19 protein-coding genes and 1 pseudogene are annotated in these 18,620 nt (G+C 65.0%); 9 read left to right on the top strand and 11 right to left on the bottom strand.

The features are described from left to right. The first annotated feature begins 201 nt into the window (after window positions 1-201). Window positions 202-1,290 carry a DNA glycosylase AlkZ-like family protein gene (locus E2F46_RS08835; protein ID WP_133321708.1) on the top strand — a complete coding sequence of 363 codons (1,089 nt, stop codon included), beginning with the start codon at window positions 202-204 and terminating at the stop codon, window positions 1,288-1,290. 101 nt (window positions 1,291-1,391) lie between these two features. Here E2F46_RS08835 and E2F46_RS08840 read toward each other — a convergent pair whose 3' ends face one another. The 4 genes from E2F46_RS08840 to E2F46_RS08855 form a co-directional block, all read right to left on the bottom strand. Beyond that, window positions 1,392-1,817 (bottom strand): hypothetical protein, encoded by a 426-nt coding sequence (locus E2F46_RS08840; protein WP_133321709.1) that lies wholly within the window; start codon window positions 1,815-1,817, stop codon window positions 1,392-1,394. Between the two features lie 174 nt (window positions 1,818-1,991). Then, window positions 1,992-2,918 (bottom strand): DUF2059 domain-containing protein, encoded by a 927-nt coding sequence (locus tag E2F46_RS08845; RefSeq protein WP_165967408.1) that lies wholly within the window; start codon window positions 2,916-2,918, stop codon window positions 1,992-1,994. Between the two features lie 126 nt (window positions 2,919-3,044). Beyond that, window positions 3,045-3,641 (bottom strand): RDD family protein, encoded by a 597-nt coding sequence (locus E2F46_RS08850; protein WP_133321711.1) that lies wholly within the window; start codon window positions 3,639-3,641, stop codon window positions 3,045-3,047. A 352-nt stretch (window positions 3,642-3,993) separates the two neighbouring features. After that, on the bottom strand, window positions 3,994-4,599 hold the full coding sequence (locus E2F46_RS08855) for a hypothetical protein (protein ID WP_133321712.1): 606 nt from the start codon (window positions 4,597-4,599) through the stop codon (window positions 3,994-3,996). A 470-nt stretch (window positions 4,600-5,069) separates the two neighbouring features. Between E2F46_RS08855 and E2F46_RS08860 the strand changes: the two genes are divergently transcribed. After that, window positions 5,070-5,465 carry a hypothetical protein gene (locus E2F46_RS08860; RefSeq protein WP_133321713.1) on the top strand — a complete coding sequence of 132 codons (396 nt, stop codon included), beginning with the start codon at window positions 5,070-5,072 and terminating at the stop codon, window positions 5,463-5,465. Between the two features lie 1,049 nt (window positions 5,466-6,514). On the opposite strand, the gene E2F46_RS08865 is transcribed toward E2F46_RS08860, so the two are convergent. The 7 genes from E2F46_RS08865 to E2F46_RS08895 form a co-directional block, all read right to left on the bottom strand. After that, the gene (locus E2F46_RS08865) at window positions 6,515-7,036 is read right to left on the bottom strand and encodes a hypothetical protein (RefSeq protein WP_133321714.1); all 522 of its coding nucleotides are present in this window, start codon (window positions 7,034-7,036) and stop codon (window positions 6,515-6,517) included. A 116-nt stretch (window positions 7,037-7,152) separates the two neighbouring features. Further along, window positions 7,153-7,518 (bottom strand): hypothetical protein, encoded by a 366-nt coding sequence (locus E2F46_RS08870; protein ID WP_133321715.1) that lies wholly within the window; start codon window positions 7,516-7,518, stop codon window positions 7,153-7,155. Window positions 7,519-7,756: 238 nt separating this feature from the next. Beyond that, window positions 7,757-7,966 carry a hypothetical protein gene (locus E2F46_RS08875; protein ID WP_133321716.1) on the bottom strand — a complete coding sequence of 70 codons (210 nt, stop codon included), beginning with the start codon at window positions 7,964-7,966 and terminating at the stop codon, window positions 7,757-7,759. Between the two features lie 57 nt (window positions 7,967-8,023). Beyond that, on the bottom strand, window positions 8,024-8,731 hold the full coding sequence (locus E2F46_RS08880; protein WP_165967410.1) for a nucleotidyltransferase family protein: 708 nt from the start codon (window positions 8,729-8,731) through the stop codon (window positions 8,024-8,026). Window positions 8,732-8,750: 19 nt separating this feature from the next. After that, a complete protein-coding gene (locus E2F46_RS08885) occupies window positions 8,751-9,587 on the bottom strand; it encodes a TSCPD domain-containing protein (protein ID WP_133321718.1) in 837 nt (278 codons plus the stop codon). Between the two features lie 234 nt (window positions 9,588-9,821). Then, window positions 9,822-10,331 carry a hypothetical protein gene (locus E2F46_RS17830; RefSeq protein ID WP_133321719.1) on the bottom strand — a complete coding sequence of 170 codons (510 nt, stop codon included), beginning with the start codon at window positions 10,329-10,331 and terminating at the stop codon, window positions 9,822-9,824. 160 nt (window positions 10,332-10,491) lie between these two features. Beyond that, window positions 10,492-12,642, bottom strand: coding sequence for an adenosylcobalamin-dependent ribonucleoside-diphosphate reductase (locus tag E2F46_RS08895; protein ID WP_133321720.1), 2,151 nt, complete (start codon window positions 12,640-12,642; stop codon window positions 10,492-10,494). A gap of 580 nt (window positions 12,643-13,222) precedes the next feature. On the opposite strand from E2F46_RS08895, the gene E2F46_RS08900 reads away from it, so the two are divergent. The 7 genes and pseudogenes from E2F46_RS08900 (at window position 13,223) to E2F46_RS08930 (ending at window position 18,530) form a co-directional block, all read left to right on the top strand. Continuing rightward, the gene (locus E2F46_RS08900) at window positions 13,223-14,647 is read left to right on the top strand and encodes a trypsin-like peptidase domain-containing protein (RefSeq protein ID WP_133321721.1); all 1,425 of its coding nucleotides are present in this window, start codon (window positions 13,223-13,225) and stop codon (window positions 14,645-14,647) included. A gap of 60 nt (window positions 14,648-14,707) precedes the next feature. Beyond that, the gene (locus tag E2F46_RS08905; protein ID WP_133321722.1) at window positions 14,708-15,067 is read left to right on the top strand and encodes a hypothetical protein; all 360 of its coding nucleotides are present in this window, start codon (window positions 14,708-14,710) and stop codon (window positions 15,065-15,067) included. A gap of 15 nt (window positions 15,068-15,082) precedes the next feature. Next, window positions 15,083-15,598 (top strand): phage holin family protein, encoded by a 516-nt coding sequence (locus E2F46_RS08910; RefSeq protein WP_425599816.1) that lies wholly within the window; start codon window positions 15,083-15,085, stop codon window positions 15,596-15,598. After that, window positions 15,595-16,098, top strand: coding sequence for a protein sip-5 (locus E2F46_RS08915; protein ID WP_133321723.1), 504 nt, complete (start codon window positions 15,595-15,597; stop codon window positions 16,096-16,098). The genes E2F46_RS08910 and E2F46_RS08915 overlap by 4 nt, the downstream gene beginning before the upstream one ends. Window positions 16,099-16,172: 74 nt before the next feature. Beyond that, window positions 16,173-17,285, top strand: coding sequence for an AI-2E family transporter (locus tag E2F46_RS08920; protein ID WP_425599817.1), 1,113 nt, complete (start codon window positions 16,173-16,175; stop codon window positions 17,283-17,285). Window positions 17,286-17,337: 52 nt separating this feature from the next. Beyond that, window positions 17,338-17,505 (top strand): annotated as a pseudogene (locus E2F46_RS08925) (HAD family hydrolase); the annotation flags it as partial. A 143-nt stretch (window positions 17,506-17,648) separates the two neighbouring features. Beyond that, entirely contained in the window at window positions 17,649-18,530 is an 882-nt protein-coding gene (locus tag E2F46_RS08930) for an ankyrin repeat domain-containing protein (RefSeq protein WP_341777556.1), read from the top strand. Window positions 18,531-18,620: the final 90 nt, after the last annotated feature.

Genomic DNA, 18,620 nt, shown 5'->3' on the forward strand with positions numbered 1-18,620 from the left:
TTACGTGCCATCCACCGTGGCGGGCAAACCCGGCCGATGCACGACTCCTGCGCATCGGCTCGACCCGCGCATCCAATGCCGGCCTGAACCCGGGACTACCCGGTACACCCCAAGGGGGACCTGGTCGGCTCGCCTTGGACTCCCCGCCCTGCCTTGCCGGTGCGGGCTATCCTGCCGCGGAAGCACATGCCCCCGACGTTGATGCCTACGCCCGATCTCGATGCCCTCCGCCGGTACGCCATCGCACGCACGCTGTTCACGCCCACCACCTTGGCGCATGCGATCCGACGCCTGGGCTTCGTGCAGGCCGACCCCATCCGCGCGCCGGCACGTGCGCAGGACCTGACCCTGCGCCATCGGGTGAAGGATTATCGCGCCGGCGACCTGGAGCGCCGCTACCCGCGCCTGGCGGTGGAAGAGGACTGCCTGGTCAACTACGGGTTCCTGCCGCGCGAGCACCTTGCGCTGCTGCATCCGCGGACGCCACGCCGTGCGTGGGATGCGAAGACGCGACAACGGGCGGCGGAGGTGCTGGCCTTCGTGCGCGAACACGGGCCAGTGCATCCGCGCCAGGTGGAGCAGCACTTCGCGCATGGCCGCGTGCGCAACTACTGGGGTGGCTCGAGCAACGCCACCACGCATCTGCTGGACGGCATGCACTACCGGGGGCTGTTGCGGGTCGCGCGCCGGGACGGTGGGACGCGTGTGTACGAAGCGGTTACACATCCCGCCGTCGATGACGGCCCGGAGCGGCGCGCATACCGTGCGACTGCACTGGTCGACCTGGTGCTGGACAAGTACGCGCCACTGCCTGCGGCCAGCCTGACCTACCTGGTCCGCTTGCTGGGTTACGGAGCGCCGCAGCTGGCGATGCAGGCCCAGGCCGCACTAAGGCATGCACGCGAACACTTGCCCAACGTCCGGATCGATGGCGTGACCTGGTACTGGCCCGCGGGCGAAGACCCGGCCTCGCGCCGCCATGCGGTGGATGCCTCGTTGCGCCTGCTCGCCCCGTTCGACCCGGTGGCCTGGGACCGGCGTCGCTTCACGATGCTGTGGGGCTGGACCTACAAGTTCGAGGCCTACACGCCCGCGGCCAAGCGCCGGCTCGGCTACTACGCGCTGCCGATGCTGTGGCGCGAGCAAGTGATCGGCTGGGCCAACGTCGTCGTGCGCGATGGCCACCTGCAGCCGGATTTTGGCTATGTCGACGCCAAGCCCAAGGGGGCCGCGTTCCGGACCGCACTGGACGATGAAATGAAGCGTCTGTCGACGTTCCTTGGCATCTGATGCCGGGCGTCGGAGGGTGAAGAGATCGGGATCGAAGCCGGTCGATTGCCTCCGCCCCCTTGGTCGTTGCGCCGCGAAGCAGCGTCGGCTCCGACGAACCGTCAGGTCTTGCAAGCCACTACGCGTACGTCGCTCGTTTCCGGCTCCCAAGGCGCCCGATAGATCTTGTCGCCAAAGCCCCAGTGGTATTCGAACTTGTCGCCGTCTGGCGTGAGTCCCATCGCCTTGATGGACGCTTGGCCGATGTCGTATCCCCACTCTTGCACGAGACGTTGAATTCGAATGGAAGTGCCGGGCTCCAGGGTTGTTTCAAGCCGGATCCGGGCAGATGCGTCATTGGCTGCGTCACGCGGATGCTCCATCAGCAGTTTCGTGGCCGTCTCCCCTCGTGTGTAGAGGCCAACCTCCTGCACCAGGATGACATCAGCCGGTACTTGCAGGGGCAGACAATTCCGATCGCCAAGGTCATGCACCCCTGCACAGCCGGAGAGCGCAACCAGAAGCAAGAGAAAAACCGGATGTCTCATGTGAAATCCTAGGCCTGGAACAACCCGTGCCGCGAAGCGGCGTCGGCATTGTACGAAGGGTCAGCGTACATCCTGCCCGACTGCAGTCAAATCGAAGCGCGACAGCGTTGGCAGAACAAGGCCGATAACGGGGAATCACCCGCCGCAGCTTGTTCGCTTCGTGTCCTGCCTTGCCTACCGGAACAGCAGGCTCACGTCGTCGGCATAGCGCACGCCGGTCATCACCCAGCCTTGCGTGCCGCGATACCACGTGAACAGCCAGATCATCGCGCTGTTGTCGAAACGATGCAGGAATACGGGCCGGACCAGCGAATCGCCAATGGTGTCGTTGCGCAGCAACTCGTAGCCGTCGCTTGCGCCGAACCGGGCCGCGATGTTCGGCCCCTGCTGCTCGAGCTGCTCCAGCAGTGCATCGAACTGCGCGTCGGGCGTCGTGGTATGCGGCTTGACCATCTCCAGCGCATCCGCGACGCGCCCTTCCACGACGGCCCGCATGGCGCGGTCGGACAATGCGACTGCGGCGTCGGCATCGGGCAGGGCAATCGCGGTCTTCTGCGACGGTTCCTTCGTTGGCGGGGCGGTCCGTGCGGCAACCAGCCCGGCGATCGCCTCGCCGAACGCCGCGTAGTTGGCGTTCGATGACGCCGACTCCATCAGCATGCGGTACGTCGCCGTGTTCGCCACGAGGGATGCCGCGCGATAGTTCTGGCCCAGCCCGGTCTGGTAGAAGGCAACCAACGCGTGGAGGTCGCCCTCCGACAGCTCGGCGTCGAGCGTCTGCGCGAACACCGCCGCCGCTGCATCGATGTCCTGCTGGCAGACCGACCGGCTCAGGTCGAGGTAGAGCGGCCATGCCGCGTCCCACTCGGGATCGGATGGGACGATGCCTCCCAGCAGGTCCGGATTTCCGGCCAACTCCTGCCCAGGGTCGATGCCCGCCATCCGCTCCAGGCACACATCCTCGCCACTCTGGTAGCTCTCCCGGAAGCCACTGATGTCCGTCAGTCGCTCGCCGGCCGTGCGCTCGGTCGCCATGGCTGGCACAAGGCCCCCTGCCGCCAGGACGGCCACCACCATCGCATGCCCAAACACGCTGCCCATCACTCCCCCCTCCCCTGTCAACGCATCTATGTGACTGGACCGGGCCAGCGACACCATGGGTGCGCCTTGCGTCCTCGCGTTCCAGGAGCGAAACGCACCCCCGACCGGCCCTCGCCCACCCGGGCGTCAGGCCATCGATCCAAACACATCGAGAGACCCTGCCAACACCATGGCCAGCACCAGCGCACCACCCAGGGTCGCGCGGACCCACCAGAACCACGTCGCGGGTGCGTGGGACACCTGCAACCCAAGCGCCCGGTCCCAGTGCGTGGTGCCTTCGTTTTTCAGGTCGCCAAAGCTGGTGGCCAGGGTGTACAGGGTCACGAGGGGCAGCCCGAGACCCAGGCCGCGCACGTAGATCATTGCCTCGCGCCGGAGCGCCGCGAGGAACCCGATCCGTCGCCCCTCGCGATCACGTACCCGGATGCCGAACAGCCACTTCCCCGGCGTTTGCCCGCAGGCGAGCAACAAGGCGACCGGCACTATCGCCATGACCGGCGACACGACGTTGGAAAGCACCGTGCCGCCGACGCCCTCGAACACCCCCAGCAACCTGTCCACCAGCGCGACATCGGCATGCACCAGCTCGATGTAGAGCACGACGATCGCGATCAAGGCGAACGAGAACACGAAGATGTCGATCATGCGCGCGAAGTAGCGCGGCCACGCACGCACGTCCGGATCTGCCTGTACCGACCCGCCGCTCACTTGCTGCGCTTCCATCGCACTTCCCCCGTTGCGCCATGCCCCTGCGCTGGCGCCATCCCCATGGCGAATCCAGACCAGCCCAACCCGGCACGAATCTGAACATCGATGCCGACGCACGTCAACACGTCCATGAGTCGCCTGGCTGTTGGACAACGATGGATACGGCGCCGGGCGAAGCACGTTGCATTTCAAGGAAAAACGAAAGGCGGGCAACGCCCGCCTTTTCAATGCAGGTCAGACAAATGAACCTGACCCCGTTCTTCCTCAACGTCGGCCCTGCATCCCGATGCGGGCAACGAACGCGCCCGGCACGGAACTTGTCCCTGACACCCTTTCTACTTTTGCAACTGCCCGCGTCGACCCCGCGTCAGTTCGCGATGGCGGCGAGCACACGGTCGTAGGCTGCCACCAGCTCGGATTCCTTGCCGGAAAAATCCCGCTGCAGAGGCACGAAGTTCGCGTAACCGTCCAGCAGGCGGCGCGGCCCATTGCGCATCAGGTCCTGGTAGGTCGAGGCCAGCAGCGCGTCGCTGAGCCGTGCATAGGACGCCTGTGTCTCGTAGATGCTCGACAGCGCCAGCAATTCCTCGTACGGCCATTGCGCGGCGACGCCGGTCGTCATCGCGGACTGCCACGCCGTGGACACCACGCGCGCAGGCGACAGCAACCCCTGCGGAAAGTCGTCCCAACCCGGCTGCGCCGCGCCGCGCTGCTCCAGCTGTTCGAAGCGATCGGCGAGCACGGCGTGGTACCGGCGCGCGCGCTCCACCTCGTCGCGGTTGGTGCGCAGCTCCGAGCGAATGCTCTCCAGGGCCACGCGCGCCCGCGCCTGTTCGTCGCGTTGCTCCTTCCACTGGCCGAATCCGAACGCCAGCAGCGCGCCCAGGATCACCAGCGACACCTGCATGAGCAGCTCGACGCGCCGGCGTTTCCAGCGCGGTGCAGAAGGACGGGTTCGGACGGCTTCACTCATGGCGGATCGATCTACGGAGAGAACCAGCAGATTACACGCTCGCTGCGCCCGTGACGCGACCCTGCGCATGAGGACAGACCTGTAATGACCCAGCACTATTCGCACAGCTTAATCTGCTATGTCATTGGGAATTGTCACTGGCACTTTCTTCCTGAACAGGCATGCGAGTCGCCTGGCTGTTGGACAACGATGGATACGGCGCCGGGCGAGGCACGTTGCGTTTCATGGAAAAACGAAAGGCGGGCAACGCCCGCCCTCCCAATGCAGATCAACCAAATGAACCTGACCCCATTCCTCTCAGGCGCCACGCCGCCATGCACGGCCGAGGCCCACTTCGCTCCAGCGTGGACATGCACTGCCATCGCCGATCGCCGCACGGTCGGCGTCCGCCGCCGCCATGGCCACCAACACTGCACAGCGGGTTCATCGCGCGGGGCGCACCGTGCATGCCCATCGATCCGGAGCGCGCCATGCCACCCCGCCACCCTTCCCGCGCCACGCCGCTGCTGTTGACGACCGCAAGCGCCGCGTCTGCCAGCGTCATCGCGGCGCGCATGCTCGCCTTCTCCACGCCAGGGGGACCGTGGTCGCCCTGGCACGCCTCCGAACTGCGGCGCATGGGCACCGAAAAGGTCGCGGCGGTGAACGCCGGCATGGCGGCGGCGGGCATGGAACTGGCGATGCTGCCCTATCGCCTGATGCAGGTCGGCGCCCGCCCCGCCTCATGGTCGGCCACCGGCTCCCTGGACGCCTGGATGGCGATGGCGGAGCTGTGGATCGGCGTAGGCAATGCCGCCCTGCGACCGGCCCGCAACGCGGCCGTGCGCAACCGGTCGCGGCTGGCGCGGCGCAAGTCGAAGGCGTAGGCGCACTGACCTGCGCCACCTGTCCCGCCCTGGGCCAGGAAGAGAACGCGACCCGGCCGCGACAGCGCGCGGAACGCCCTGCTTCTTCCGGAAACGCAAAGGGCGGGCTCAGGCCCGCCTTGCGCGAGTTCTTCACCCGCAATCTCATCGATGCTCGCAGACCCGGAGGGCGGCCGGCATGGATGCCGGACGTTTTTCGACAGGACAGGGATGTCCTGTCGAAAAATCCGGTCGAGACACGCGTGGCCGGTGAGCTCTGTCGGGGAAAGGCCCTTCTCGTTGGTGACTTTCTCTTGGGCCAGCAAGAGAAAGTTACCCGGCCGCGAAGCGGACGGAACGCCTTAGCTGTTTCAGACACACGAAAGGCCCGCCTCACTCGTCAGAAAGTCGACTCTGACCGCTGTTTTGGTAGTTCCCAACGGGAATTGGGTCAGGTCAACTCCGCAAGAAAATGAACCTGACCCCTTTTCCGCCCCTCTCGCCGTCCTCACTGGAATGGATAGGCGCACTGTCGTGGGCAGATTGCGACTGGCTGTCGTCCGCTCGCAAAGATTGCCCGCTCTCAACGGGAGCAACCTCGCACAGGGCTTTGTGCCTGTCCAACCTCATCATCCACTTAGAGAATCGGTAGCGCTCAATTGGCCCAGGTTGCCAGTTTCTAGGCTGATTGTAGTCATAACGAGCATTGATGATCTGCACGGCCTCGCAGCGGTCACCAGCTTCATTTGCTTGGTCGTAAAGCGGTTTAAGCCTTCTCTCGACCACAGAGTCTGCCGAGCATCCCGCAAGCATCGAAGCCAGCAGAACGGACCAGAATCTACGCACGCAGGCTCCTCATAAATTCCGATTATAAGGGGACGACTTTAAGGGGGCGAATGAGAACTAAACCCGCCACTACTTAATTCCTTCGCCCCTGTCGCTCTTAATGTCCCCGACACCTTTTCCACCGACACCTTTTCCACATCGGCAGTTCCCAAGGGGAATTGGGTCAGGTCAACTCCGCAAGAAAATGAACCTGACCTTTTTACGCTTTCTTTGCTCCCAAGAGATCAGTACTTCGCACGATAGGCCAGTATCCCGCACAGCCAGGATAACGACACCATCACGGCGGAGAGCCAGAGCATCATGAAAAAGACAAGCCCGGCCGTTAGATCGTTGAGGTACCAGAAGTGAGTGAACCACCTAGAGCGCTGGGAGATTGCTCCCTCGACTTCTCCGCCAAACAAGGTGGTATAGAGAGTGATTGCCGCCACAGCAGCTGATGTCAAGCAGTAAACGACATAGGATCTTCTGCTGGTCCGTAGAACTATGCGGTCGATCTTCCTGTACATGTCTGCGCATGTAACAAGAATCACTGGCACCTGCAGCATAAGCATGATCGTCAAATAGCTTGGAAGGTACGCAAACTCCGGGCGAATGGTCTCCATAACGGTCAATCTATGCGTCCTCACCAACCACTCTCTCGAGATCGCTGGCACTTCAACATGGGCGCAAGCCAGCGCAATTGAAGTGAAAAGGTACGCAACTGCGGCCGTCAGCACCCAGTCCCTTGATTTCCAGTTGGATGACATCAATGCGTCTCCAATGGTTCGGCAGCGCGAGAAAATGTCCCCGAGGCTTCCTTACGCTCTGGAACAGATAAACCTGACCTCATTCAAGCAGAAAAATGAACCTGACCCCATTCTCCTTAAGCCTGATCCGGCTTGCCAAGCGATGCTTCTCGCGAGGCGCGGACCTGCAGCGCCACCAGGAGAAAGCAAAGCGCAGCGCCCGTGACGACAAACGCAAAGCCCGCGGCTTCGACCCAGATCAGCGCACGCGGCGAAAGCACTTCATCCATGTATAGACGGCCAAGAATGCCCGGCAGATACACATGCATCGCCAGTGACGCGGGAATCCATGCAATGGACGCCACCACAAACGCAAACAGCCAGTGACTCGCGCGCGTCCGCATCGCTCGTGCAACGATCCATGCCCCCGCCGCAACCGCTGTCATGGCCGCGACTGTCGCGGGCACCAGCACATATCCCACCATAACCGGCTCACTGCTCATCAAACGCGCACCCATTCATCACGACCATCTCTTACGGTCGCCAGAAAACGTTGACTCCGCCCCGGCTCTGACGCAACGCAGATCAATTAAATGAACCTGACCCCTTTTTCCTGGCAATTGTCCCTGACACCTTTCCCGTTTAATACTCGAGCCAGAACGGCATCACCAACACCCCTACCCGTCTCAGAGAAGAAAAAGATTGCAACGGACTACATCAGGCTAGTTTCGCTCACCCCTTTCAGTCAGCCGCTTGCTTTTGTGCGGTCTTGTTGGCTTTCAACGATGCAAAGGTTTCGAAGTATCGACGATGAGTTGTCCGTAGATGCTCTTCGCTTGGCGCTTCTAATAAGACAACTTCGGATGACCCGTTCTTCCCAAGCAACGAGATTTCCAGATCAAGCTTGGCTGCGGATGCGCGCGCCCGATCGTCATCGCCGAAACTATCCATGCTGACAAGCGTGCTCTTTGCACGATCGTAATGGATTAGAAAAATCATCGTCTCGCCTTATGCTTTGCCAGAAAAAATATGCCGAATCTCCCGCACGCATTCACGCTCTTCATTGTTGTTCGCCTTGATCTCCCGAACAAGACCCTGGCTTTTACCTTGCACCCGCTTTCTGCCGAGCAAAACTCTGTGCCGGTGGCGAATTTGCTCAAGCCTATCAGTCGATACAGACAGCTTCGTCAAGAAGTCGATTGCACCTTCATCGCCTTTCCCATACTTGATCTCGTGTCCGTGCTCATCTGAGACCTTCTCAGAAATCTCTGCCCACGCATGCTGAAGTCTTGTCCGGATTTGAATCTCGACAGGACGCCCATCCTTCCTAACGATCACGTGGACCGCTCTGTACCCATTCGTGGGCAACTTTCGTTTGTCATCTACGTCGACGTCAGGGAACAATATCAGCAAGGCCTCAACGAGACTGTCTTGCTCCGCCAGACCATCCACCAAAACACGGCACCCAGCAATATCTTGAATTTGGTTAAGTCGAATCGTTTCGCGCTTTAACTTCTCAATGATTGCGACCGTGGATTTTGAGGGTCGGCCCGTAATCTTGTGGCCTGTCTGGTCGACAAGAACGCGCTCTACATACTTATACGCGTCAGCATACAAGGCACGAAATGTTTCCAGTTTTTTGAGGCAGTCCGCATCCACAGCATCTGTGCGGAGCTTCTCGCCTATTTTGTCTATCTGCGTATTGCTTAGACGCATGACAACAGCTTCAGCACCCTCACCCACACTTCGAATACCCACAATTCAAACAAGTCGCACACCCATCCATCAGCACCAGCGCCTTGGTGCTGCACTTGTGGCACATGGTGGCCGACGGCGGGAAACTCGCGCCGTCGCCGGTGACGGCGATGTCTTCTTCGTGGTCGGCGGAGGTCATGGAGGCAAGAGCGCCCCCATCCCGGCCTTCCCCCGCTTGGGCGGGGGAAGGAGAAGCGCCAGGAGCGGCTACGTCAGAGTTTTTTTTTGAGCGCTCTTCGTACTGCTTGCGCTTTTCGGCGATCAGGGCGCGCTGGTGCACGCTCATCTCGGGGTCGTGCAGCAGGCCGATGGACTTGAGGTGGTCTTCGACGATGCTGCCCAGTTCGGCGACCAGCGACGGCATGTACACGCCGCCGGCCTTGAAGTAGCCGCCCTTGGGGTCGAACACGGCCTTCATCTCGTCGACGATGAAGGTCACGTCGCCGCCCTTGCGGAACACGGCGCTCATGATGCGGGTGAGCGCGACGATCCACTGGAAATGCTCCATCGACTTGGAGTTGATGAAGATCTCGAACGGGCGGCGCAGTTCGTGCTCGGTGCCGGCGTTGAGCACGATGTCGTTGATGGTCACGTAGAAGGCGTGCTCCACCAGCGGCGACTTGATCTTGTAGGTGCTGCCGATCAGCACTTCGGGGCGCTCGATGCGCTCGTGCATCTGGATCACGTCGGCCGTGGGGAACTCCGCTTCCGCCTCCTGGCGCGAGACGGAGGCGGCGGCGATGGCCTTTTCCTTTTCGCGGTCTTCGGGGGTGACGACGGAATAACCCTTGATTTTCTTGTCGATCTTGACGGCCATGACGCTGTTCCTGTTGGTGCTGGGTTGCGGTTGCGGTGTGCTGTGGGGGTGGTGCGACCTGCTTGCCCTCACCCCTGCCCCTCCCCGGCGTGCGTGCGAGGGGAGGAGCGGCTCTCCCGCGAGCGGGAGGGAGTGGAGCGATCTGCGGGCCCCCACCCCGGCCCTCCCCCGCAAGCGGGGGAGGGAGTGGAGCGTCCCTCCCGCGTGCGGGAGAGGAGGTGGAGCAAAGCGGGCTTACTTCTTCTTGGCTGCCTTGCGGGTCGCCTTCTTGGGGGCGGCCTTCTTGGCGGCTTTCTTCACGGTCTTCTTGGTGGCGGCCTTCTTGGCGGTCGCCTTCTTCGCGACCTTCGTGGCCGACTTCTTCACCGCGGCCTTCTTGCCGGCAACCTTGCGGGTGGCCTTCTTGGCGGCGGCCTTCTTGCCGGCGACCTTGCGCGGGGTCTTCTTCGCGGTGGCCTTCTTCGCGGTCTTCTTGGCAGCGGCCTTCTTGGCGGGCTTCTTCTTGCCCTTCTTCTTCAGGCTGGCCGCTTCCTTCTTGGCCGAAGCGCTGGCCGATGCCAGCTTCTTCTTGGCGTTGGCCACGGTCTTGCTGACGGCCTTGGTCGCCTTGCTGGCGGTCTTCTTGGCGCTCTTCACTGCGCCGCTGGCCTTCTTCGCAACCTTCTTGCCGACCGATTTCGCGGTGTCCGCGACGGCCTCTGCGGCATTGCTCAGGGTTTCCGTCACCCCGTTGCCGTTACTCATGGTGGTGTCCTCGTCAGAGTCTTGGTTACGGGCACGACGCCCGTGGTGCGGAATGTAGCGCGAAGTGGGTGTGTTGCGAGTATTCGGCAGGCGGAAGAAGTCAAGAGCGCCCCCTCCCCGGCCCTCCCCCGCTTTGCGGAGGAGGGAGATGTGCGGGGGGTCAGAACTTGCCGTAGTAGCCTTCCTTGAGCGCGTCGAACAGGTTGGCGGCGGTGTGCATTTCGCCGTCGTATTCGATCTGTTCGTTGCCCTTGACCTCGATCACGTTGCCGTCTTCCAGCTCGAAGCGGTAGGTGGTGTTTTCAAGGTCGGCTTCCTTCACCAGCACGCCCTGGAAGGCGGCGGGGTTGAAGCGGAAGGTGGTGCAGCCCTTCAGGCCCTGCTTGTAGGCGTAGGTGTAGATGTCCTTGAAGTCCTCGTACGGGTAGTCCGTGGGGACGTTCGCGGTCTTGGAGATCGAGCTGTCCACCCACTTCTGCGCGGCGGCCTGCACGTCCACGTGTTCCTTGGGCGTGATGTCGTCGGCGGCGATGAAGTAGTCGGGCAGGCGGGCGTCGTCATCCTCGGCGAAGGGCATGGCCTTGGGGTTGACCAGCTCGCGGTAGGCCAGCAGTTCGTACGACCACACGTCCACCTTTTCCTTGGACTTCTTGCCTTCGCGGATCACGTTGCGGCTGTAGTGGTGGGCGAACGACGGTTCGATGCCGTTGGAGGCGTTGTTGGCCAGCGACAACGAGATGGTGCCGGTGGGCGCGATGGAGCTGTGGTGGGTGAAGCGCGCGCCGGTCTCGGCCAGGTTGTCCACCAGCTCGGGTGCCACGCTGGCCACCTGCTGCATGTAGCGGCTGTAGCGCGCGTGCAGCACCTTGCCGGGGATCTCCTGGCCCAGCTTCCAGCCGTCGGCCGCCATTTCCGGGCGCTTGCGCAGCATCTCGGCGGTCACGGTGAAGCGCTCTTCCATGATCGGCGCCGGGCCCTTCTCCTGCGCCAGCGCCAGGCCGGTTTCCCAGCCGGCGACGGCCATCTCGCGGGCGATGCGCTCGGTGAACTCGCACGAGTCCTTCGAGCCGTACTTCATCTGCAGCATGGTCACGGTGCTGCCCAGGCCCAGGAAGCCCATGCCGTGGCGGCGCTTGCGCATGATTTCGTCGCGCTGCTGCTGCAACGGCAGGCCGTTCACTTCCACCACGTTGTCGAGCATGCGGGTGAACACGCGCACCACTTCCTTGTATTCCTCCCAGTCGAACGTGGCCTGGTCGGTGAAGGGGTTGCGCACGAACTTGGTCAGGTTGACCGAGCCCAGCAGGCAGGCGCCGTAGGGCGGCAGCGGCTGTTCGCCGCAGGGGTTGGTGGCGCGGATGTTCTCGCACCACCAGTTGTTGTTCATCTCGTTGACCTTGTCGATCAGGATGAAGCCGGGCTCGGCGTAGTCGTAGGTGGACACCATGATCATGTCCCACAGGTGCCGCGCCTTGATGTGGCCGTAGATCTTGCAGGCGACCAGGCCGTCGTCGCGGACGATGTAGCCCTTGTGCTGCGGCCAGTCGCGCCAGACCACCTGGGAGGCAGAGGACAGGTCGATGTCGCCGGTCTCCTTGTCGCTGACCGGGAACACCAGCGGCCAGTCGGCGTCTTCGTCCACGGCCTGCATGAAGCCGTCGGTGATCAGCAGCGACAGGTTGAACTGGCGCAGGCGGCCGTCCTCGCGCTTGGCGCGGATGAAGTCCTTCACGTCGGGGTGGCTGACGTCGAACGTGCCCATCTGCGCGCCGCGGCGGCCACCGGCGGAGCTGACGGTGAAGCACATCTTGTCGTAGATATCCATGAAGGACATCGGGCCCGAGGTATACGCGCCGGCGCCTGCGACGAACGCACCGCGCGGGCGCAGCGTGCTGAACTCGTAACCGATGCCGCAGCCGGCCTTCAGCGTCAGGCCCGCTTCGTGGACCTTGTCGAGGATGCCGTCCATCGAGTCGGTGATGGTGCCCGACACGGTGCAGTTGATGGTGCTGGTGGCGGGCTTGTGCGCCAGCGCGCCGGCGTTGGAGGTGATGCGGCCGGCGGGGATGGCGCCGCGGCGCAGCGCCCACAGGAACCGCTCGTTCCAGTACTTCTGCTTGTCGGGCGTGGGCTCTGCCTCGGCCAGGGCCTTGGCCACGCGCTGGTAGGTGCCGTCGATGTCGGCGTCCACCGCGTCGCCCGACTTGGTCTTCAGGCGGTACTTCTTGTCCCAGATGTCCTGCGATGCGGGCTGCATCGGGATCTCCTGTTCGCTGCGCTGCTTCACTGCCTCCAGCCGAACCGTACTCATGTCGCTGTGTTACTCCCTGTTGCCGGACGGGGTGCTTGCCCCGGCCTGTTGTTCTTGTGAGCCCCACCGCGCCCGGATGGTCCGGAACGCCGACGGGATGACGCCAACAGCGTCGCCGTGGACGCTGCCTCTCGATATGTTGTGGTGCCGTGTGCTGCCGGTTGCCGCTCCCATTCGCGTGCCGTTCCCCATCGGTCGCGCGCCCTTCGGCGGGAAAATGGCTGGAATCCGCCCGACCGCTGCGAATTTCCGCCAATCCCCAACCACTTGGGCTTGGCCTACCTCGCCAACCCCAAGATGTAGTGGCGGGACGGAGGGCCACGCTACGCCCCGTTCCAGCGGAAGTCAACAGCGAAACCGCGGTTTGCGGCCACCTGCCGCAATGCTGCGGTGCACATCCGCCAATGCGCCGCCGCAGCCGTCCATTCAGGTTCGGCCCACCGTCGCGCAGGCATTGTGGACGGGCCGGTGGCGACGCTTTCGCGCCCTTGCGTCATCGGCAACAGACGCCAGATTCAGCCAGCCTCGCGACACTGTCGTGTCCCCCCTACCACCAGACAAGCACCCGCCGAGCCGACCCATGCGCGCTGCCCCGACCCTCCTCGCCCTCGTCCTTGCCGCCGCCTTCGGCGGGTTCGCCGCCACCGCCATGCGCGACGTGCTGCAACAGCCGGCGCAGGCCGAGCCTGCCGCGCCCGCCACGGTGCGCACCCTGGCCGCGCTGCCGACCGCGGTGGACGGCCAGCCGCTGCCGTCGCTGGCACCGATGCTGCAGCGGGTCACGCCGTCGGTGGTCAGCGTGCACACCAAGCAACGGGTGCGGGTGAACACGCCGTTCGGCAACGACCCGTTCTTCCGGCGCATGTTCGGCATCCCCGAGGAGCGCATCGCCGAGTCGCTGGGCTCGGGCGTGATCGTGGACGCGGCGCAGGGCTACATCCTCACCAACCACCACGTGATCGAGGGCGCCGACGACGTATCCATCACGCTGTCCGACGGCCGTACGCTGACCGCGGAGTTCATCGGCTCCGACCCGGACACCGACGTGGCGCTGATGAAGATCCCGTCCGAACGCCTGAGCGCGATCCCGCTGGCCGATGCCAGCGCGCTGCAGCCGGGCGATTTCGTGGTGGCGGTGGGCAACCCGTTCGGCTTCAGCCAGACGGTGACTTCCGGCATCGTGTCCGCGGTGGGCCGCAGCAACGTGCCGGGCGTGGGCTTCCAGAACTTCATCCAGACCGACGCCTCGATCAACCCGGGCAACTCCGGCGGCGCGCTGGTCAACCTGCGCGGCGAACTGGTGGGCATCAACACCGCCAGCTTCAACACCCGCGGCAGCATGGCCGGCAACATCGGCCTGGGCTTCGCCATCCCCATCGACCTGGCGCGCAACGTGATGCAGCAGTTGCTGGATACCGGCGAAGTGCGCCGCGGCACCCTGGGCGTGGACACGCAGACGGTGGACGCGCGCATCGCCGAAGGCCTGGGCCTGCCGGCGACCACGCGCGGAGCGGTGGTGACGCGCGTGTACGGCGGCGGCGCCCAGTCGGGCCTGCGCACCGGCGACGTGGTCACCGCGGCCAACGGCCAGCGCATCGACAGCAGCGACGCGCTGCGCAACTTCCAGGGCCTGCAGCCGCTGGACAGCGCGGTGACGCTGGACGTGCTGCGCAACGGCGAGAACACCCGCGTCACCACGCGCCTGCGCGCGCTGCCGCGCGACGGCGCCAGCTACGACGCGCGCCTCACCGGCGCCACCTTCGCCGACCTGCCCGAGGCGCTGCGCCGGCAGAACCCGCGTGCGCGCGGCGTGCTGGTCGAGCGCGTGGCCGCCGACAGCCGCGCGTACCGCAGCGGACTGCGCGAGGGCGACCTGATCGTCGCCGCCAACAGCGGCGAATTCCGCGACCTGGCAGGCTTCCGCGATACAGTGGTGGAAGAGCCGCGACAGCTCGTCCTGCAGGTTTCACGTCGCGGACGCATCGGCAACCTCATCATGGAGTGACCGCAGCGCGGTTTCTGCCTCCACGCGACACACCACGCATCCCAAGACAGGAGATCGACGATGAGCCCCACCTCCACCGAAAACCTCAAGGCCGACCTGAGCGAAGCCGGCACCCACCTGAAGCAGGCCGCCAGCGACGCGGGCGTCGCGCTGAAGAACGCCGCCGGTGTCGCCGCCGACGAACTCAAGGTGGGCCGAGCCAACGTCAAGGCCGACCTGGCCGACTCCGCGCTGGCCGGCATTGCCGCGCTGGAAGACGGTGGTGCCGCCGCCAAGGAGCAGGTGGACGCGCTGATGGACAAGGGCCGCGACCTGATCGACAGCGCCGCCGACCTGATCCGCGAGCGCCCCATCGCCTCGTTCGGCGTGGCGTTTGCCGTCGGCTTCGTCATCGCCAAGCTCGCCCGCAGCTCGAAGTAAGCGACGCTGCGGGACGTGACCGGGGAGACACCACCCACCAGCACCGGCGCGCAGGCGCACGACGACGCCGGCACGCGCAAGCCTGCCAGCTTCGACGAGAGCGTGCGCGCGATCGGCGCGGAAGGCCGGGCCACGCTGGACTCGGCGCTCGACACCGGCCGCGCGTTGCGGCGGCTGGCATCGGCGGATTTTGCGCTGGCGCGCAGCGCGCTGGGCCGTGGCCTGGCGTGGACCGCCGTGGCCGTGGTGTTCGGCGCGTCGGCCTGGCTGCTGCTGATGGGCGCGATGATCGCGTTGATGCAGGCGTTCGGCTTCTCGTGGCTGGCATCGATCTCGTCGGCGGCTTTCATCAGCCTCGCGGTGGCTGGGCTTGCGGCGTGGCGCGTGTCGGTGTTCTTCGACATGGCCGGCATGCACGCCACGCGTCGCGCGCTGTCGCAGCTGGGGCTGTTCAACGAGGCCGGCGAAGACGACGAGGACGACGGTGCCGCACCCGTCGCGACCGGCACCACCGGCAAGGGAGCGGCATGAACTTCGAAGGCTTGAGAAGCCGCGTCGAGCGCGCCGAGGTGCTGTTCCATGGCCGCATCGAGCAGGTGCGCTGCCACCGCGCGCGACTCGACAGCAACGTGCGCCAGGCGATCACGCCCGGCCGCATCCTGGTCGCCGGTTTGCTGGGCGGTTTCCTGGTGGCGCGGGCGCGCCCGATGCGCTCGATCCGCGCGGTGTCCGCGACCAAGTGGATCCAGCTGGCCAGCAGCCTGTCCGGGCTGATGGCTTCGCTGAAGGCCGCCTACGCGGCGGAAACCGCGGAAACCGCCGCGGAAGAAGCCGGGCATGCGGCGGATACCGCCGAGGCGGTGGCCGAGGAAACCGGCGTTGCTGCGGGCGCAACGGCATCGCCCGCCACCGCGACGGAGCCGCCAGCGCCGCGCGCGGTGTCCGATGCACGGCGGCGGCCGGATGCGCCGTTCGAGCGCGAGCCGCGCCCGGCAGAAGCCGCGACCGAACTGTCCGAACCCGAGCGCTGACCCGAGCGGCGACCATCACCCGGCCGTGGCACGGCGCGGCGACATAATCGCGGACTTTCCGGACCAGGGCCGCCATGGGCAGCGACGTTCCCCCCATTCCCGTGCCAGCGCCGGCATCGATGCCGGCCACGCCCGACGCCACGCAGCCGCGGCCGCGCGCCTCGATGGCGGTACTGGTCCTTGCCGTGCTGGCCGTCGGCTTCACCCTCTGGGCTGCGCAAGGCGTGCTGCTGCCGGTGCTGCTGGCGATGTTCTTCGCGCTGGTGGGCAATCCGCTGATCCGGCTGCTGCGCAAGGCCTACATCCCGCGTTTCATCGGTGCGCTGGCGGTGCTGAGCGGCGGACTGGCGGCCGCCATCCTGCTCGGCCAGCAGATGCTGCCACCGGCGATGGACTGGGCCAGCGAAGCGCCGCGACAGATGCGCCAGCTGGCGCCGAAGCTGCAACAGATCACGCGCCCTGTGCAGGAAGCCAACAAGGCCGCCGAGAGCCTGGCGCGCGCCGCCGGCGGCGAGACCGGCCGCCAGCCGCAGGTGGTGCGCACCGCGCAGGACGATCCCTACCGCATGCTGGCGCGCACGCCGCGCCTGGTGGCGGCGGCACTGGCGGTGGTGCTGCTGACGTTCTTCTTCATGGTCTACGGCGAGAAGCTGCAGCGCAGCGCCATCGCCCTGCTGCCCGGGCGCCAGCAGCAGAAATTCACCGTCGACATCCTGCAGCGCATCGAGCGCGAGGTGTCGCGCTACGTGCTGACGATCACCCTGATCAACGTCGGCCTGGGCCTGGCGTTCGCGGGCGTGCTGGCATGGCTGGGGTTCGCGCCGAACGAGGCCCTGCTGTGGGGCACGATGGTGGCCCTGCTCAATTACGCGCCGTACGTGGGCCCGCTGATGGGCTGGATCGTGATCCTGCTGGTGGGCTTCGTCACCTTCGACGATCCGCTGCAGGCGCTGCTGCCCGCCGCGGCCTACATCGTGCTGCAGACCATCGAGGGCCAGCTGCTGACGCCGATCATCCTCGGCAAGCGCATGGCGCTGTCGCCGCTGGTGCTGATCCTGGCGCTGATGCTGTTCGGCTGGCTGTGGGGGATCATCGGCCTGCTGCTCGCGGTGCCGCTGCTGGTCTGCGTGAAGCTGGTGCTGGCACGCGTGGAAGGCATGGAAGGCTGGGCGCGGCTGCTGGAGTGATCCGGGGCGGCGGCTGCCGATGGCGGGCCGGGGCCCGCCCTACAATGGCGCGATGCGGTTCCCCGTGCGCGCGATCACCCTCGACCTCGACGACACGCTGTGGCCGTTCGCGCCGATCGGCGAACGCATCGAGCGGGTGCTGGATGCGTGGATGCGCATGCACAGTCCCGCCACCGCGGCTGCGTTCCCGCCCGAGGCGATGCGCGCATTACGCGAAAGGACCACGATGCGAACCTCGACCACGAGCTGAGTGCCGTTTCGTGCGACCGCAATGGATTGCGCGACATTTGCTATGGTGCATGCACGGGCGCAGTTAGGCACCCGATAAGGAGCACGACCATGCCATGGATGCGGGCATTGCTGGTGTTGTTGTTGGCCGCCCACCTCGGCGGCTGTTGGGCGGCTACGCCGGAGCCGGCGCGGCAATCGCGTTACTCGGTCACCCTCGCCTCCTCGTTCCCCGACCCCAAGGCACAGGCGCTGGCGGTGGCCGCCGAGCGCGGCGATGCCGACGAGGTACGCCGCTGGATGCGCGACGAGGGCGTCAACCCGGACGTGATCTTCGCGGATGAAGATGGCTTTCCGCTGCTGGCCTGGCCGATCTACGCCAGGAGTCCGGAAGGGCTGCGCGCGATGCTGGAGAACGGCGCCGATCCCAACGTGGCACGGCCCTATCCGCACGAGGAAGGACGCACGCAAACCAACCATTCCAACGCCATGGTCTGGGCCGCCGAGCAGCACGATCCGGTGTACCTGCAACTGCTGTTGGCCCACGGCGGCGATCCCGATACCCGCAGCGCCAACAACGAGGCATTGCTGTATCACGCCTTCATCAAGCAGAACCAGTGGCAGAACGTGCAGGTGCTGGTGGAGGGCGGCGCGGATGTGAATATCGATGCTGGGGGGATGGGTACGATTCTGAGTACGTATGCGGGTCGCGGCGGGTTCGAGATGGCGCACTGGTTGCTGCAACGCGGTGCAGACCCGATGCTTGACTACATCATGGGAGAACCTGTTCGCCGCACCGACTCCCATGCCATCGAAGCCATTTACTGGCACCCGGGCAACCCCGACGATCCGAGTTGGCAACACAAATGCCAGCAATGGCTGCTGTCGCACGGCCATCAGCGCCCGCCAATGCCGGAACACTATCGCCGGATGCGCCAGACCTTCGGCTTCCCGACCGACGAAGCCGACATTCCTCTGCCCGAACCTGCGGCTGACGTGCAAGGAGACGCACGATGACCGAGCGCCATCGCTCGCAACAGGTGTTGTTGCAATTGCTGCGCGACAGCGGCGATTGCGCGACATTTGCTATGGTGCATGCACGGGCGC

Origin of the sequence: Luteimonas aestuarii (assembly GCF_004357985.1) — a bacterium.
GTDB classification, from domain to species: domain Bacteria; phylum Pseudomonadota; class Gammaproteobacteria; order Xanthomonadales; family Xanthomonadaceae; genus Luteimonas; species Luteimonas aestuarii.

Bases quoted from the DNA above. Each gene is read 5' to 3' on its own strand.
- E2F46_RS08860 (WP_133321713.1), top strand. From the start codon at position 5,070: ATGCCACCCCGCCACCCTTCCCGCGCCACGCCGCTGCTGTTGACGACC.
- E2F46_RS08870 (WP_133321715.1), bottom strand. From the start codon at position 7,518: ATGAGCAGTGAGCCGGTTATGGTGGGATATGTGCTGGTGCCCGCGACA.
- E2F46_RS08900 (WP_133321721.1), top strand. From the start codon at position 13,223: ATGCGCGCTGCCCCGACCCTCCTCGCCCTCGTCCTTGCCGCCGCCTTC.
- E2F46_RS08865 (WP_133321714.1), bottom strand. From the start codon at position 7,036: ATGTCATCCAACTGGAAATCAAGGGACTGGGTGCTGACGGCCGCAGTT.
- E2F46_RS08880 (WP_165967410.1), bottom strand. From the start codon at position 8,731: ATGCGTCTAAGCAATACGCAGATAGACAAAATAGGCGAGAAGCTCCGC.
- E2F46_RS08840 (WP_133321709.1), bottom strand. From the start codon at position 1,817: ATGAGACATCCGGTTTTTCTCTTGCTTCTGGTTGCGCTCTCCGGCTGT.
- E2F46_RS08920 (WP_425599817.1), top strand. From the start codon at position 16,173: ATGGGCAGCGACGTTCCCCCCATTCCCGTGCCAGCGCCGGCATCGATG.
- E2F46_RS08855 (WP_133321712.1), bottom strand. From the start codon at position 4,599: ATGAGTGAAGCCGTCCGAACCCGTCCTTCTGCACCGCGCTGGAAACGC.
- E2F46_RS08835 (WP_133321708.1), top strand. From the start codon at position 202: ATGCCTACGCCCGATCTCGATGCCCTCCGCCGGTACGCCATCGCACGC.
- E2F46_RS08875 (WP_133321716.1), bottom strand. From the start codon at position 7,966: ATGGATAGTTTCGGCGATGACGATCGGGCGCGCGCATCCGCAGCCAAG.
- E2F46_RS08895 (WP_133321720.1), bottom strand. From the start codon at position 12,642: ATGAGTACGGTTCGGCTGGAGGCAGTGAAGCAGCGCAGCGAACAGGAG.
- E2F46_RS08905 (WP_133321722.1), top strand. From the start codon at position 14,708: ATGAGCCCCACCTCCACCGAAAACCTCAAGGCCGACCTGAGCGAAGCC.
- E2F46_RS08915 (WP_133321723.1), top strand. From the start codon at position 15,595: ATGAACTTCGAAGGCTTGAGAAGCCGCGTCGAGCGCGCCGAGGTGCTG.
- E2F46_RS08885 (WP_133321718.1), bottom strand. From the start codon at position 9,587: ATGGCCGTCAAGATCGACAAGAAAATCAAGGGTTATTCCGTCGTCACC.
- E2F46_RS17830 (WP_133321719.1), bottom strand. From the start codon at position 10,331: ATGAGTAACGGCAACGGGGTGACGGAAACCCTGAGCAATGCCGCAGAG.
- E2F46_RS08850 (WP_133321711.1), bottom strand. From the start codon at position 3,641: ATGGAAGCGCAGCAAGTGAGCGGCGGGTCGGTACAGGCAGATCCGGAC.
- E2F46_RS08845 (WP_165967408.1), bottom strand. From the start codon at position 2,918: ATGGGCAGCGTGTTTGGGCATGCGATGGTGGTGGCCGTCCTGGCGGCA.